Annotated in this window: 15 protein-coding genes and 1 pseudogene; 11 read left to right on the forward strand and 5 right to left on the reverse strand. The window is 67.3% G+C overall.

Annotated features, from left to right (window positions below; genetic code table 11):
* Positions 1-214 precede the first annotated feature (214 nt).
* From Q7J26_RS08905 to Q7J26_RS08915, 3 genes are all read left to right on the forward strand, one after another.
* A complete protein-coding gene (locus tag Q7J26_RS08905) occupies positions 215-1,072 on the forward strand; it encodes a hypothetical protein (protein ID WP_304936103.1) in 858 nt (285 codons plus the stop codon).
* Positions 1,073-1,251: 179 nt separating this feature from the next.
* Positions 1,252-2,457 carry a saccharopine dehydrogenase family protein gene (locus Q7J26_RS08910; protein ID WP_304936104.1) on the forward strand — a complete coding sequence of 402 codons (1,206 nt, stop codon included), beginning with the start codon at positions 1,252-1,254 and terminating at the stop codon, positions 2,455-2,457.
* Positions 2,458-2,467: 10 nt separating this feature from the next.
* Positions 2,468-3,646, forward strand: a complete 1,179-nt coding sequence (locus Q7J26_RS08915) for a carboxynorspermidine decarboxylase (RefSeq protein ID WP_304936105.1) — start codon at positions 2,468-2,470, stop codon at positions 3,644-3,646.
* A gap of 51 nt (positions 3,647-3,697) precedes the next feature.
* Here the strand turns inward: Q7J26_RS08915 and Q7J26_RS08920 are convergent, their stop codons facing one another.
* The 4 genes from Q7J26_RS08920 to Q7J26_RS08935 form a co-directional block, all read right to left on the reverse strand.
* Positions 3,698-4,603, reverse strand: coding sequence for a cobalamin biosynthesis protein CbiG (locus Q7J26_RS08920; RefSeq protein WP_304936106.1), 906 nt, complete (start codon positions 4,601-4,603; stop codon positions 3,698-3,700).
* Positions 4,604-4,692: 89 nt separating this feature from the next.
* Entirely contained in the window at positions 4,693-5,208 is a 516-nt protein-coding gene (locus Q7J26_RS08925; RefSeq protein ID WP_304936107.1) for a hypothetical protein, read from the reverse strand.
* Between the two features lie 3 nt (positions 5,209-5,211).
* A complete protein-coding gene (gene xth / locus Q7J26_RS08930) occupies positions 5,212-6,009 on the reverse strand; it encodes an exodeoxyribonuclease III (RefSeq protein ID WP_304936118.1) in 798 nt (265 codons plus the stop codon).
* 104 nt (positions 6,010-6,113) lie between these two features.
* A complete protein-coding gene (locus tag Q7J26_RS08935; protein WP_304936108.1) occupies positions 6,114-7,046 on the reverse strand; it encodes a hypothetical protein in 933 nt (310 codons plus the stop codon).
* A gap of 123 nt (positions 7,047-7,169) precedes the next feature.
* On the opposite strand from Q7J26_RS08935, the gene Q7J26_RS08940 reads away from it, so the two are divergent.
* From Q7J26_RS08940 to Q7J26_RS08965, 6 genes are all read left to right on the forward strand, one after another.
* On the forward strand, positions 7,170-8,255 hold the full coding sequence (locus tag Q7J26_RS08940; protein ID WP_304936109.1) for an MBL fold metallo-hydrolase: 1,086 nt from the start codon (positions 7,170-7,172) through the stop codon (positions 8,253-8,255).
* On the forward strand, positions 8,252-9,025 hold the full coding sequence (locus Q7J26_RS08945) for an enoyl-CoA hydratase (RefSeq protein ID WP_304936110.1): 774 nt from the start codon (positions 8,252-8,254) through the stop codon (positions 9,023-9,025). The genes Q7J26_RS08940 and Q7J26_RS08945 overlap by 4 nt, the downstream gene beginning before the upstream one ends.
* A 76-nt stretch (positions 9,026-9,101) precedes the next feature.
* Complete coding sequence (locus tag Q7J26_RS08950) at positions 9,102-9,599, forward strand: GNAT family N-acetyltransferase (RefSeq protein ID WP_304936111.1); 498 nt, start codon at positions 9,102-9,104, stop codon at positions 9,597-9,599.
* Positions 9,600-9,649: 50 nt separating this feature from the next.
* Positions 9,650-10,195, forward strand: coding sequence for a DUF1285 domain-containing protein (locus tag Q7J26_RS08955; protein WP_304936119.1), 546 nt, complete (start codon positions 9,650-9,652; stop codon positions 10,193-10,195).
* A complete protein-coding gene (locus Q7J26_RS08960) occupies positions 10,192-10,854 on the forward strand; it encodes a CoA pyrophosphatase (RefSeq protein WP_304936112.1) in 663 nt (220 codons plus the stop codon). Before Q7J26_RS08955 ends, Q7J26_RS08960 begins: the two co-directional genes overlap by 4 nt.
* Positions 10,851-12,056 (forward strand): CCA tRNA nucleotidyltransferase, encoded by a 1,206-nt coding sequence (locus Q7J26_RS08965; RefSeq protein WP_304936113.1) that lies wholly within the window; start codon positions 10,851-10,853, stop codon positions 12,054-12,056. Before Q7J26_RS08960 ends, Q7J26_RS08965 begins: the two co-directional genes overlap by 4 nt.
* Here the strand turns inward: Q7J26_RS08965 and Q7J26_RS08970 are convergent.
* On the reverse strand, positions 12,037-12,990 hold the full coding sequence (locus Q7J26_RS08970; protein ID WP_304936114.1) for an endonuclease/exonuclease/phosphatase family protein: 954 nt from the start codon (positions 12,988-12,990) through the stop codon (positions 12,037-12,039). The two genes, Q7J26_RS08965 and Q7J26_RS08970, sit on opposite strands and share 20 nt — an antisense overlap.
* A 69-nt stretch (positions 12,991-13,059) precedes the next feature.
* On the opposite strand from Q7J26_RS08970, the gene Q7J26_RS08975 reads away from it, so the two are divergent.
* Positions 13,060-13,521, forward strand: a complete 462-nt coding sequence (locus tag Q7J26_RS08975; protein WP_304936115.1) for a DUF4112 domain-containing protein — start codon at positions 13,060-13,062, stop codon at positions 13,519-13,521.
* Positions 13,522-13,719: 198 nt separating this feature from the next.
* Positions 13,720-13,941: pseudogene (locus tag Q7J26_RS17110) on the forward strand (DUF2793 domain-containing protein); the annotation flags it as partial.
* Positions 13,942-15,004 lie beyond the last annotated feature (1,063 nt).

Here is a 15,004-nt window from a genome sequence, read left to right on the forward strand (position 1 = left end):
TCAAAAGCTGATCTGATGGCGACGGCGCAAGTTTGCCACCGGCTGAAAGGCGACGTCCCTCAAATTAGCGATTGTCCGACATGGGCGCATAGATGCGGCGCATTCCCCGAGCCGATTTGCACGGGAGATCGAAGCAACTATGGATCGGTATATTTACCCCATATTCTAGACGCCGTGGACACTGTGAAGGTGTCCGATTCGGGTGGGCTTACTGATGACCGACTACAAGCGGCACACCACCGCCCTGAAGAGGCTGCGATCCGCTCTCAGCGGTCCTGCGCTGGTGATCCATTATTCGTGCGAGAGTTTCTACGACTACTCTAAGCCCGCGTCGCGGCGGGTAACCTCGATCGCCGTACGCCGAGGAGACTCGTCCCAGACTAAGTCCTTCTCTCTTCACCTCGCCGCCGAAAAACTTGGTCTTCTCGACAACATCGCGAGGAATCTGGACCGCTGCGAACGTCATATGCTGGACGAATTCTATCAGTTCGTCAGAGACCATCACCGTGCCTACACTTGGCTTCACTGGAACATGCGGGACTCGAACTACGGTTTTGAGGCTATAGCCCACCGTTATCGCGTTCTCGCCGGCGAGCCCGTGGAGTTAAGCGACGACCAGAAGCTCGATTTGTCACCGCTGCTGATCGACATTTACGGGAAGGAATACAGCGGTCACCCGAGGATTGAGTGGCTAGTGGACCACAACAGCATTCATCGGACAGCCTTCCTGACCGGTGCGGAAGAGGCGGATGCCTTTACAACCGGGAATTTCGTGGCCATGCACCAGTCTACGCTGGTTAAGGTGCAGGCGCTCAGCGATATCGCGATGCTCGCCTCGCAGCAGCGGCTCAAGACAAGAAGCAAGCTTTGGCGAGACGTTTACGGCTCGTCGATCAGCAGCTTAGGGCAAGCGCTCGCCGCCCATTGGATTTTTATCCTGGTGGTTGGCGTTGCGGGCCTAATCCTCGGTATCGTAGGCGCGGCCCCGGTGATTGCTCAGTGGCTTGACCATACGCCAGCGCCAGCCGCGACGAGCGCCGCGCCTCCGCTGAAGACGGCCACCAGCACCTAAAGCCCACCGGTGAGCGGCCTGTAGCGAAAGCGAGAAAACCGACGACCGGTCAAACAGCCCCCTGAATTCTCCCCAATCGCCCCCCGCATTAGCGGTCCTGTCATCATCGTGCTAAGAGCCCCGCCCTTTATAAGGGCGGCGATGTCGCCAGAGCATTTCAGTCTTCAGGAGAAGCACACATGAGCAGGGTGCTGGTCATTGGCGCCGGCGGCGTCAGTTCGGTCGCCGTCCACAAGATGGCGATGAATGCGGACATCTTCTCGCACATCACTCTGGCGAGCCGCACCAAGTCTAAGTGCGACGCCATCGCCGAATCCGTCAAGTCGCGCTTTGGCGTGACCATCGACACGGCGGCGATCGACGCCGACGACGTGGCGGCGACCACGGCCCTGATCCAGGCGGTCAAGCCCGCCCTGGTCGTCAACCTGGCCCTGCCGTACCAGGACCTGGCCATCATGGACGCCTGCCTGGCTGCCGGGGTCAACTATCTCGACACCGCCAACTACGAGCCGCGCGACGAGGCCAAGTTCGAATACACGTGGCAGTGGGCCTATCAGGACCGCTTCAAGGATGCCGGCCTGATGGCCCTGTTGGGCTCGGGCTTCGACCCCGGCGTGACCTCGGTCTTCACCACCTATACGAAGAAGCACCTGCTGGATTCGATCGAGACGCTCGACATCCTGGACTGCAACGGCGGCGACACCGGCCTTCCGTTCGCGACCAACTTCAACCCTGAGATCAATCTGCGCGAAGTCACCGCCCCGTCGCGTCACTGGGCCGACGGCCAGTGGGTCGAGGGTCCGGCCCTGTCGCACAAGCAGACCTTCGACTTCGAGGGCGTGGGTCAGAAGAACATGTACCTCATGTATCATGAGGAACTGGAGTCGCTGGCCAAATTCTATCCGGAAATCAAGCGCATCCGCTTCTGGATGACCTTCGGCGACTCCTATCTGAAGCATCTGGAAGTGCTCGAGAACATCGGCATGACCTCGATCGAGCCGATGATGTTCCAGGGCCGCGAGATCATTCCGATCGAGTTCCTGAAGGCCCTGCTGCCCGAACCCTCGTCGCTCGGCCCGATCACCAAGGGCAAGACCAATATCGGCACGATCGCCACCGGTCTGAAGGACGGCGCGGCCAAGACGGTCTACGTCAAGAACATCTGCGACCATCAGGAAGCCTATGCCGAGACCGGCAACCAGGCCGTCAGCTACACCACCGGCGTCCCCGCCATGATCGGCGCGGCCCTGATGCTGACCGGCCAGTGGAAGGGCGAGGGCGTGTTCAACATTGAACAATTGAACCCCGATCCCTTTATGGACATGCTGAACAAGCACGGTCTGCCGTGGACGGTCGAGGAACTGCCCGCTCCGCTGGACTTCTGAGGACACGCCCATGGTCATGCAGACCCAGGCCGGCGGACCGGGCGCCTTCGCCCGGTTCGATCTGAACCGCGTCCCGTCGCCCGCCTTCGTGGTCGACGAGGTCGCGGTGCGTCGCAACTTGTCGGTCCTTCAGGACGTCGGGGCGCGCGGAAACGCCCGGGTCTTGCTGGCCCTGAAGGCCTTCTCGATGTGGTCGCTGGCCGACGTCGTTGGGGAATACCTTGACGGCGTCTGCGCCTCGGGCCTGTGGGAGGCGCGGCTGGCGCGGGAGTTCTATCACGGCCACCTGACCACCTATTCCCCCGCCTACAAGCCCGCCGACCTGCCCGAGATCCTGCGTCTGTCGGACACGGTCATCTTCAACGCCCCGGACCAGATCGCCCGCTTCGCCGAGCTGATCGCCACGGCCCGTGCCGAGGGCGAGGTGTTCGACATCGGCCTGCGTCTGAACCCCGAGCATTCGCAAGGCGAGGTCGCCAAATACGACCCCTGCCAGCTGGGCTCGCGCCTGGGCTTCCCGGTGTCGCAACTGACGCCCGAGCATCTGAACGGCGTCGACGGCCTGCACATGCACGCCCTGTGCGAACAGGGGTTCGAGCCGCTGGAGCGGATCTGGGCCGCGGTGGAGCCCAAGCTGGCGCCCCTGCTGGCGGACCTGAAGTGGATCAACCTGGGCGGCGGCCACCACGTCACCCGCGCCGACTACCGGATTGACGACCTGGCCGCCTTCCTGCGCCGCCTGGGCGAGACCCACGGGCTGCAGGTCTATATTGAGCCAGGCGAGGCCGTGGCCCTGGACGCCGGCATACTGGTGGGCGAGGTGCTGGACACCTTCCACAACGGCATGGACGTCGCCATCACCGACATCTCGGCGACCTGCCACATACCGGATGTGATCGAGGCGCCCTATCGCCCCGCCATGCTGAACGAAGGCGAGGGCGGCGTGACCTTGCGTCTGGGCGGGCCCTCCTGCCTGGCCGGCGACATCATCGGCGACTATGGCTTCACCACGCCGCCGACCGCCGGAACCCGCATCGCCTTCCTGGACCAGGCCCATTATTCGATGGTGAAGACCAACACCTTCAACGGGGTGCCGCTGCCGGCCATCGCCCTGTGGAACAGCGACACCGACGCGCTGAAACTGGTCCGCGAATTCGATTATTCCGAGTTCCGAGACCGCCTGTCCTGACCGATAGAACCTCGACAAATTCTCCAGAATTTGTCGAGGTTTTCTCCAGGTTCAGACCCCCAGAATCCAGCCTTCTTCCTGCTCGACCTGGGCGATCAACTCGGGCGTGGCGTCCTTGGGCGGACCGAAGGCCTTGGCCAGATCGCCGGCCTCGTCCATGTGGGCCAGAGCTTCGGCGGTGGAGCGGACCTGGGCCTGATCCTTGAACTCGCCCTCGTTGGGCTTGCCGTCGAACATAGACGGCCAGACCTCGACCACGAGCGCCGACAGGGGCTCGACGTCTTCGGGCGTCAGTTCGCGCCAGCCGGTGCCGAACGGCCAGACGGCGCCCGAAGACCCCAGGCTTTCCAACAGCCTGCGCACGGCCGGGATGCCCACCAGGGTCTGGCCGCCTACGGCGCCCGCGCCGTGCATCTGCCACACGCTCTTGGGCTGCAGCTTGCCCTTGCGCGCCGCGTTCTCGGTCGCCCGGAACTCGGGGATGTCGGCGCCGGCGCCTGCGGGGGGCTTGGTGGTCGTCAGCCAGCGCTGCGCCTGTTTCGCCGGGGCGCCCCACAGCGGCCAGGCCTCGTCGGTCATCAGCCGGTTCATCTTGGCCGCCACCTGGTAGCGGTTGTTCGTATTATCGGCCTTGTCCACCACATTGGCGGCGATGAACTTCCACATGGAATTCCAAGGGGTTCCGTCCAGCTTCAGCCGGGCGGCCGTGCCGACCGGATAGCCGAAATTGAAGTCCAGACCGACCAGAACCCGGTCGCCGCGCTTCCTGTGATCCGCCAGGATCGAGGCCAGCAGGGCCTCGCCCTCGGCCCGTGTGGCGACATTGTGCGTCTCGGTATAGAGGCGGAACCGCACGTCGCGCTTCGCCACCCCGATCCACAGCGAGGTGTCGCCGAGTTTCTTGGTTTCGGCGGCGGTCCAGTCGGCGACGACATAGGCGTCGAATAGGCGGGCCAAGGCGGCCTCCCGTAAAAAGGCGTGTCGTTAGGAATGAGCGGGGGTTCTAACCCTCTCGCCCAACAATCGAAAGGGGGCGATGGTTCGCCTCAGCCCTTCAGCAGGGCCTCGAGGTGCGACAGCCAGCGCCGGCCCAGCCGTAGCGCCTCGCCGGGAGAGCCGGTCTCGCCTGCAAAGCTGGCGTCCCACAGGGCCAGCTCGAACTCGGGGTGGCGGGCGTCTGCGAACATCAGCCGCAGCACCACCTGTTCGGCGTCGGGCGCCAGCACGTCGAGCGACTTGCGCGCCTCGCCGCGCCGGATGCGGGCCACCACATGGCCGTCGACGATGATCTCGCCGCCCTCGACCTCCTCGAAGGCGTAGGCCAGGCCGTGGGCGCCGTTGGCCCACAGAACCACCACCTGTTCGATGTCGAAGTTCAGGGCGCAGGCCCGCCCCTCGCGAGGCGACACGGCCTCGACTTCGGGCGGAACGCCAAGGGCCTTCAGAAGGGCGCGGCGGATCCGACGCGGCGGCTCCATCCACCACCCCAGGGTCAGAGCCAGGGTCGTCAGCAGGGCCGCCGCCAAGGCGATCAGCAGGACCACCCGCACGACCTCGGCCATGGCTCAGACCTCCGTTCCAGCCGACAGGTCGATATCGACCACGACCGGCACATGGTCGCTGGGCTTGTCCATGTCGCGCGCGTCGCGATGGGTCTCGATCCCCCGCAACCGGTCCGCCGCCTGGGGCGACAGCAGGGCGAAGTCGATGCGGATGCCGTGATCCCTCTGCCAGGCGCCCGCCTGATAGTCCCAGAAGCTGTAGGTCCCGGCCGGCTCGCCCCCGACCTCGTGCGCGTCGGCCAGGCCCAGATTCTTCAGGGCGCGAAACGCCTGACGGCTCTGGGGCTGGAACAGGGCGTCGTCGGTCCAGGCGGCGGGGTTCTTGGCGTCCTCGGCCTCCGGGATGACGTTGTAATCGCCGCACAGGGCCAGCGGCTCCTCGAAGGCCAGCAGGTCGCGGGCGTGGCGGTTCAGCCGCTCGAACCAGGCCAACTTGTAGTCGAACTTCTCGGTGCCGATCGGATTGCCGTTCGGCAGATAGATGGACGCCACCCGGATCGGCCGTGGCGCCTCGATCACCGCTTCCAGATAGCGCGCCTGTTCGTCGGTCTCGTCACCCGGCAGGCCGCGCCGAATGTCCGACAGCGGGTATTTCGACAGCATGGCCACGCCGTTGTAGCTCTTCTGGCCGTGGGTCTCGACGTTATAGCCCAGGCTCTCGAAGGCCTCTCGCGGAAATTTCTCGTCCACGCATTTGATCTCCTGGAAACAGGCGACGTCGGGGGCGGCCTGCTCCAGCCAGGCCAGCACGGTGGGCAGGCGGGCGTTGACCGAGTTCACGTTCCAGGTGGCGATGCGCATGACGGCGACGGTAGGGCGCGTCACGGTTTCGGAAAAGAGGCCGCGCAAAACAAAAGGGCCGCCGGATCGCTCCGGCGGCCCTTCGTTTGGTCTGCGGTGGTCGCTTACGGACGGCCGCCGGCCGGCGCCGGAGCGGCGGCCGGCGCGGTGGTCAGCTTGCAGCCGCCGCCGATCTGCTGGGCGGTGGCGCAGGGATAGACCTGCTGCACGACGTTTTCGGTGTTCAGGCGGGCGATGACGCCGTCGCCGGCGGCGCATTTGGCTTCATAGAAGACGCCGTTGGCGTTGCGGCCCATCAGGCGGGCTTCGGTCACATCGCACGAGGCGGCGTCCGAACCCGCGAAGTAGGATTTCACCAAGGCGGCGTTCTCGGCCGAGGTGGTGAAGTCGCAGGTTCCGTTTTCCGCCAGCACCTGGATGCAGGGGGTCTTGGTCCAGGTATTGTTCAGTTGCTTGAGCCAGAAGCCGGCGCCGTCGGAGCAGCCGGCTTCATACATGATGCCGCCGTCGCTGGACTTGCCCAGCACCTTGACCTCGTCGACCGTGCAGGCGACGCCGGCCTGGACGGCGTATTCACGCAGGAATTTCTGCGTGTCGGTGTTGGCTGCGATCGTGCATTGCGGACCGGGATCGGCGGCGGGATCGCGGGCGCGCAGAGTGGCCGCCGAATAGGCCAGAAGGACGCAGTTGGACGCTTCCGGCGGGGTCTTGGACTCGATCATAAAGCCCGGCCCGGCGGCGCAGGCGACTTCATAGACCGAGGTCTTTTCGGCCGTCGTGCCCAGCAGTTTGGCTTCCGTCACCTGGCAACCGGTGTTGGCGAGTGTGGCCTGTTCCTGGGCGGCGGCCTGGATCTGCTCTGCCGTCGGGGCGGCGGGCGCGCGTTCGCGGCGTTGACGAGAGGCCGAGGCGCGCGAGGAGCCTTCAACGGTGGCCGGCTGGTTTTCGGGGCCGCGCTGCTCTTGCGCGAAGGCGGGAGCGACCGAGACGGCGCTGAACAGGAGCGCCGCGAGGGCGGCGGCGATGCGGGCTTTCATGGAACACCTTCGGTTGGGGACGGCTGAAGGCTTCGTGGCGGTCTAATCGGGCGGGGTCAAGGCGGCTGTGGACGGCATAGGCAAGACCTGACTAAGGTTTGATCGTTTCGATTGGAGACGCACTTGGCGGACGATGCGGCGGCCCTGAACCAGGGGATGGAGGCGCGGGGCCTGACCTATCCCATGCCCGATGCGCCCGCGCCCGGCGCGGCGGTCGAGGTCGCGCGCGGGGTTTTATGGTTGCGCTTCGCGCTGCCGTTCCAGCTGAACCATGTGAACGTCTATGTCCTGCGCGACGGCGACGGTTGGACGGTCATTGATACGGGCCTGCGGACTCCGGATGCGGTGGACGCTTGGGAAGCGGCGCTGGCTGGACCATTGGAAGGCCTCCCGATCCGCCGGCTGATCTGCACCCATATGCACCCCGACCACATCGGCCTGGCGGGCTGGCTGTGCGACCGCAGCGGCGCGCCGCTGCTGATGTCGCGTCTGGAATATGTCACCGCCCGCATGTTGATGGCCGAGGAGGCCAATGACGCGCCAGAAGACGGCGAACGCTACTACCGCGCCGCCGGATGGAGCGAGGCCCAGATCGACCGTTGGAGGAACGACTATGGCGGCTTCGCCAAGGGCGTGTCGCCGATGCCGCGCAGCTATCTGCGGTTGGCGGACGAGGAGGTGGTCCAGATCGACGGCGACGACTGGACTGTGGTGGTCGGCTCCGGCCATAGCCCGGAGCACGTCTGCCTGTGGCGGCGGTCGGATGATGTCTTCATCGCCGGAGACCAGATCCTGCCGCGGATTTCTTCGAACGTCTCGGTCTGGCCGACCGAGCCGCAGGCCGATCCATTGGGCGACTGGATGGACTCGCTGGCGAAGCTGCGGGGGCTGCTGCCGGAGTCGGGTTTCATTTTGCCGGCGCACGGCGAACCCTTCTACGGCGTCCACGCTCGTCTCGACGCCCTGAAGCGCGGTCATGAGGTCGCGCTGAAACGGCTTGAGCGGACGTTGCGTCAACCGTCTAGGGTGATCGACGGCTTCCCGGCCGTGTTCGGTCGGGCGGTCGGAGACGGCGTATTGGGCATGGCCACGGGCGAGGCCCAGGCGCACCTGAACTATCTGGAAAAGCGCGGCCGCGCCCAGCGGACGCGAGACGAGAACGGCGTCGACTGGTGGACAGCCGTCAAACGGGACGAGGAAACGACGTGAGCGAACATATCCGCACCCAGCTGGCCGACGGTGTCCTGACCCTGACGCTGGACCGGGCCGACAAGAAGAACGCCATCACCCAGGCTATGTATTCGGCCCTGTCCGAAGCCGTCGAACAGGCGCGGACCGACGACGCCGTGCGGGTGCTGCTGCTGCGCGCCGAGGGCGACAGCTTCTCGGCCGGCAACGACATCGGCGACTTCATCGCCATCGGCTCCCAGACCGAACAGCCGTTCGACATGTCGGTGTTCCGGTTCCTGAAGGCGCTGGCCGACCTCGACAAGCCGTTGGTGGCGGCGGTGAAGGGACGGGCGGTCGGTATCGGCCTGACCATGCTGCTGCATTGCGACCTGGTGGTGGTGGCCGAGGACGCCCTGCTGTCCGTGCCCTTCGTCAACCTGGCCCTGGCTCCGGAAGCAGCGTCCAGCCTGTTGTTGCCGGCGGTTATCGGTCATCAGCGGGCGTTCGAGATGTTCGCCCTGGGCGAGCCCTTGGACGGCAAGACGGCCGTGGCCTGGGGGCTGGCGAACCGGGCGGTTCCGGCCGATCAGGTCGAGGCGACGGCGGCGGACCTGGCGGCCCGTGTCGCGGCCCGCGCGCCCAACTCCCTCCGAAAGACCAAACGGCTGATGCGCGACGCCGAGGGCCTGTGGACCCTGATGCAGCGCGAGGGCGAGGCCTTCGGTTCGCAGATGAAGAGCCCCGAGGCGATGGAGGCCTTTATGGCCTTCACCCAGAAGCGGGCGCCGGACTTTTCCAAGCTGGGCTGACGCGAGCGTCACAAGACTGCGCCTTGATTTGGCGCAGCTTTGGTTCTAGGTGCGCGCGCCTCTTTCTGGAGCGCCCATGTCGCACGCCCTTGCCCAGACGGCCGCTGTCGCCAGCCGTATCGACGCCGAGATCCCGGCCGACGCCGACGGCGTGGAGGCCCTGGTTCTGGCCGCCTTCGGGCCGGGCCGTTTCGCCAAGACGGCGGAGCGACTGCGCGAGGGTTCGCAGCCGGCGGCCGGATTTGTCGCACGGCGGGACGAACGGATCATCGGTTCGGTGCGGCTGTGGCCGGTTCTGATCGGTGAGACGCCGGGTCTGTTCCTGGGGCCCATCGCCGTGGACGCCGCCAGTCGCAGCGACGGCCTGGGCGCGGAACTAGTGCAGGCCTGTTTAGACCAAGCGCGGACCCTGGCGGTCGGCGGGGTGCTTCTGGTCGGCGACCGGGCCTATTTCGAACGGTTCGGTTTCGTCGGCGCGCCCGAAGCCGAGATGCCGGGGCCGGTGGATCGTCGTCGGGTGCTGTGGCTGGCGACGGGCGTCGAGACCGTATCCGGGCCTGTTCGCATCGGCTGATCTTTCGCGCGGCCTTGGCGGGGCCTAAGTCATGATCCGATATGACGCACATGGATGACCAGAAGCCCGGACTGAATGCGATCGCCGAGGCGGCGAAACAGGCGCCCGGGCGGGGCCTGCCGCCGGTGCATCTGTGGAACCCCGAACATTGCGGCGAGATCGACATCGTCATTCAACGCGACGGCGTCTGGATGCACGAGGGATCGCCCATCGGCCGCGAGGCGCTGGTGCGGCTGTTCTCGACTGTGCTGCGCAAGGATCCGGACGGCTATCATCTGGTCACGCCGGTCGAGAAGTTGAAGATCGCGGTCGAGGACCTGCCGTTCCGGGCCGTGGCGGTGCGGCGGGACGGCGACGACCTGGTCTTCACCACCGACGTCGGCGACGAGGTGCGGGCGGGCGAGGCCGACGCGATTGTGGTGGAGACCGACCCGGAGACGGGAGAGCCGGCGCCGCGCGTCCATGTGCGGCGCGACCTGTGGGCGCGGATTGCGCGCTCGGTTTTCTATGAATTGGTCGAGATGGCCGAGGAAGTCGACGGCCAGTTGGTCGTGCGGTCGGGCGGGCGAGCCTTTTCCCTGGGGGCTGTGGCGTGACCCTGGCGACCCTGAGGAGCCGTCTGGTCCAGCGGCTGGACCCGGTCGAGGCCTGGCGTCCTGAAGGACTGGCGGCGCGGTCCGACTTCGACCTGAATCCCAAGGCGGCGCGGCCGACGCGGGAGTTGCGGCCGGCGGCGGTGCTGATCCCGGTGGTGGCGCGGCCCGAGGGGGCGACGGTGTTGCTGACCCGGCGGGCCGACACACTGGTGCGCCATACGGGCCAGATCGCCTTTCCCGGCGGCCGCCTGGACCCCGGCGAGAACGCCGTCCAGGCCGCGTTGCGCGAGGCGGATGAGGAGGTGGCGCTGAACCCGGCGAAGGTCGAGGTGCTGGGCCTGTCGGACGCCTATGAGACGGGCACCGGGTTTCTGGTCACGCCGGTGATCGGCTGGCTGCACGAGGCGCCGGTGACGACCCCGGCGCCGGCCGAAGTGGCCGAGGTGTTCGAGACGCCTTGGGACTTCCTGATGGATGCGGCCAATCACCGGCAGGACTTCTACGACATGGACGAGGGACTGCGGCGCTGGTTCTGGGCCATGCCGTGGGGCGAACGCTATATCTGGGGCGTCACGGCCGGCATCCTGAAGGCGCTGCATGTCCGGCTGTATGGCGACGAGCCGGCGCCCGAACTCGCGGCCGAGGAGGATGCGGCATGACCGTGTCCATGCAGGGCCAGCCGTGGCTTGAGGCCAAGGCCACCCAGGCGGTCATGGCGGCCTTGCAGGCGGCCGGCGGCCCCGACTGCGCCCGGTTCGTGGGCGGCTGCGTGCGGAACAGTCTGCTGGGCCAGCCGGTGGACGACATCGACATCGCCACCCGGCTGAGGCCCGAAGAGACCATGGCGGCCTTGCAGGCCGCGGGGCTGAAGGCCGTGCCCACGGGGTTGGAGCATGGCACGGTCACTGGGGTGTCCGAGCGCAAGCCCTATGAGATCACCACCCTGCGCCGGGACGTGGAGACCGACGGGCGGCGCGCGGTCGTGGCCTTCACCGAGGACTGGGCCGAGGATGCGGCGCGGCGGGACTTCCGCCTAAACGCCCTATACGCCGATGCGGCGGGAACCGTGTTCGACCCGACCGGCGGCGGCCTGGCGGACGCGGCCGAGGGCCGGATCGTCTTTGTCGGCGAGGCCGAGACGCGGATCCGAGAAGACTATCTGCGCATCCTGCGCTTCTTCCGCTTCCAGGCCTGGTACGGGCGGGGCGAGCCCGATGCGACCGGGCTGGCGGCCTGTGCGGCGCTGAAGGCCGGGATGGCGCAACTGTCGGCCGAACGGGTGTCCAAGGAATTGCTGAAACTGTTGGCGGCGCGCGATCCGCGACCCACGGTGCGGGCGATGGCCGCGACGGGCGTTCTGAGCCAGGTCTTGCCCGAGGCGCAGCCGCTGAATCTGTTCGAGGCGTTGTGCGGACTGACGGGCGATTCCGTGCTGCGTCTGTCGGCCCTGTTGCCTGCGGATGCTGAGGCTGCGGTGCGGATTGCGGGACGCTTGCGGCTGTCGAACGGGATGCGGGACCGGCTGGCGGCGGCCGTCGCGGAGGGGCCGGTCGTGGCGCCCGACATGACCGAGGCCGAGGCGCGGGCGGCCATCTATCGGCTGGGACGCGGCGCCTTTGAGGACCGGTTGGCGCGGGCCGAGGCGGCGGGCGGCGACGGCGCGGCCTTGCGACGGCTGGCGGCCGGGTGGACGCCGCCGAAAATGCCGGTCGGGGGGCGGGATCTGGCGCGACTGGGTCTGAAGCCGGGACCTGAAACGGGCCGCGTTTTGAACGCCTTTGAGGCGGGCTGGATCGCCGACGATTTTCCGTCGGACGGTCACGAGGCGCGGCTGAAGGCCGCTATGGCGTCGCCCGCGTGAATTCGGTGACGACCGGATAGTGGTCCGACCCGGTCGGTTCGCCGATGCGGCGGCTGAGCAGGTCCAGGTCCGGCGAACGATAGACCTGATCGATGGTGATGCCGGCGAAGGCGGGCAGGCGGCTCGGCCAGGTGCCGGGGAAGCCGGGCGCGGGCAACAGGTTCATGTCGGACTGGATCTGACGGCCGATCCGGGCGCTGGACACGCTGTTGAAATCGCCGGCGACGATGGTCGGATGAGGCGCCGCCTTTTCCCGTCGTGCGGTCAGGGCCATGACCTGGTTTATCTGGCCCCATTGATACTGATACGGCCAGGGGCGGGTCAGGTGGACGCCGAAGACATTGACGGCCCCAATCGGGGTCTCGACGACGGCGCCTATGGCCGCTAGGTCGTCGCGAAACGACGGCAGCTTGCCCTGGATCGGATAGCGAGAGGCCACGATGGACAGGGCGCGACCGCTGGGGTCTTCGATGCGGCCCATGACCGCCCGATGGGGATAGCCGGCCAGAACCTGGTCGATCTGGTCCGCCGGCGCATCTCCGACCTCGACCAGAACGACGATGTCGGCGTCGGCGTCGACGATGGATCGGCGGATCGCGGCGACGTCGGTGTTGTCCACCCAGAGGTTGGCTGAGTACAGGCGGATTATCGGTTGGCCGGGCTGCGGGCGGCCAAGGGGCGTCATCCACTGGGGCCAGACGGCGGCCAGCAACACAAGGCCGGCCAGCACGCCTACGACAAAGGCCGGCCAAAGGCGCAGAACCAGGCAGGCCAGGGTCAGCGCCGTCGCAGCCAGCAGGACGGGGGCGGTGAACTGGGCCAGGATGTCCACCCATCGATGGCCGATCCCGCTGAGACTGGCCACGCCGAAGCCCGACAGGCCGATCAGAACGAGGCTGGCCGCCGCATTGCTGGCCGGCTTCAGCAGGGACATGGCTTATTGCCTTTCTTGGTGAACGGTGTCGGCTATACCGCGTTAGGGCCACGCTTGGAGAGGCGCGACATGACCAGACGGTCCATCACGGATATCGAGAAGATCTGGTCCAATGTCGAGGGGATCAAGAAGCTGTCGGACAGGGTCATCGGCATAGGACCGTTCGGCATCGGCATGGACGGACTGCTGACCTGGGTGCCGGTGGTGGGTACGGTCTATACGGTCGGAACCGGGGCCTGGCTGGTGATGCAGGCGGTGCGGGCCAAGGCTTCGCCGGCGACCCTGGCGCGGATGGCGGCCTATATGGCGGTAGACACGGCGACGGGCACGGTGCCGATCGCCGGCGACGTGGTCGATACCTTCTTTCCGGGTCAGTTGTTGGCGGCCAGGGCGCTGCAGAAGGATATCGAGACCAGCCACTGGGTCGAGGATTCCGAAGCCAACGCCAGGGCCAGCGGCGACCACGAACGTCATTTGGAGACGGTGCGAAACGACAAGAAGCTGCGCCGCATCGTCTATCTGCACGACTGAATTACGGGCGTCAGCGGCGCCCTGATCACCTAATTCTGACTATTTTCTTCAACTCATACCGTGGGTTGGATGACGAATTCGCCGTTCAGCCCGCCTGATCTGGCGGCGCCTGCAGACTGATCTCCGACAACAACGGAGATCCTGATGAGCGACGATTTCACCGCGCGTCTAGCCCTGCCTTATCTCGCAGCGGGTCAGATGCAGAAGCATGTGACCCTGAATGCCGCCCTGACGCGGCTGGACGCCCTGTTGCAGACGGCGGTGGTCAGCCGGACCCTGACGACCCAGCCGGCCACGCCGTTCGACGGCGATCTCTACATCCTGCCGCAAGGCGCCGCAGGAGCGGCGTGGGGCGGCCGGCCCGCCGGCGCCCTGATGCGGTTCGAGGGCGGCGGCTGGAGCGTCGTGGCCGCGCCGGTGGGGTTGATCGCCCTGGTGCTGGATACGGCCGTCGTAGTGGTGCGGGGCGAAGACGGCTGGAACCCGTTGGGGCAGTGGTTGGGCGAACTGCAGGGGCTGTCGCGGCTGGGTCTCGGCACGACGGCCGACGCCGCCAACCCGCTGGCGGTCAAGACCAACACCGCCCTGTTCACCGCCCGCGGCGCGGCCGAGGGCGGCGACGGCGATCTGCGCCTGACCATGAACAAGGAGGCGGCGGGGGATGTCCTGTCGCTGCTGTTCCAGAGCGGCTACGGCGGCCGGGCGGAGCTAGGCCTGGTCGGTGACGAGAACCTGAGCCTGAAGGTGAGTCCGGACGGGTCGACCTGGCTCCGGGCCTTCGGGGTGGATCGCACGACGGGGCGGATCACGTTCGACCGGGGCGCGACGCGGCGAGAGACGACGGTCTTCACCGGCGACGGCGCCTATGAACCGCCATCCTGGGCGCGGTGGATCGAGGCGGTCTGCGTCGGCGGCGGCGGAGGCGGCGGATCGGGCATGGCGGGGTCGTCGGGAACCGCGCGCTTCGGCGGCGGGGGCGGCGGCGCGGGCGGACTGAGCGAGGCCTGTTGGGCGGCCGCCGACTTGAACGCAACCCTGGTTGTCGAGGTCGGAGCCGGCGGTGGGGCGGGGACGGCCGGTTCAGGCGCGGGCGCCTTGGGCGGCGCGGGCGGGCAGAGCGCGGTGAGCCTGGGCGGAACCCTGCTGCTGCGGGCTGGAGGCGGGGCGGGCGGCCTCGGCGGAACGGCTTCGGCAGGCGCGGGGGGCGCAGGAGGGCAGGGCCTGCGGACGGGAAACGCCGGTGGCGGCGGTTCGATTACGGCGACGGCCTTCGTCGGCGGCGAGACCGCCTGTCCCGACGGCCCTGGCGGGGGAGGAGGCGGCGGCGGGTTGAGCACAGCCAATGCGGCGCGGTCTGGCGGCCCGGGCGGCACAGGCGGCTGGGCCCTTCGACAGGCGCTGGGCGGGGCGGCCGGTGCGGCCGGTCAGGCGTCTGCAGCGCCCAACCTGGCCTGGGTTGGCGGCGGCGGCGGCGGCGGCGGCG

Source organism: Brevundimonas sp. (assembly GCF_030656255.1).
Lineage (GTDB): Bacteria > Pseudomonadota > Alphaproteobacteria > Caulobacterales > Caulobacteraceae > Brevundimonas.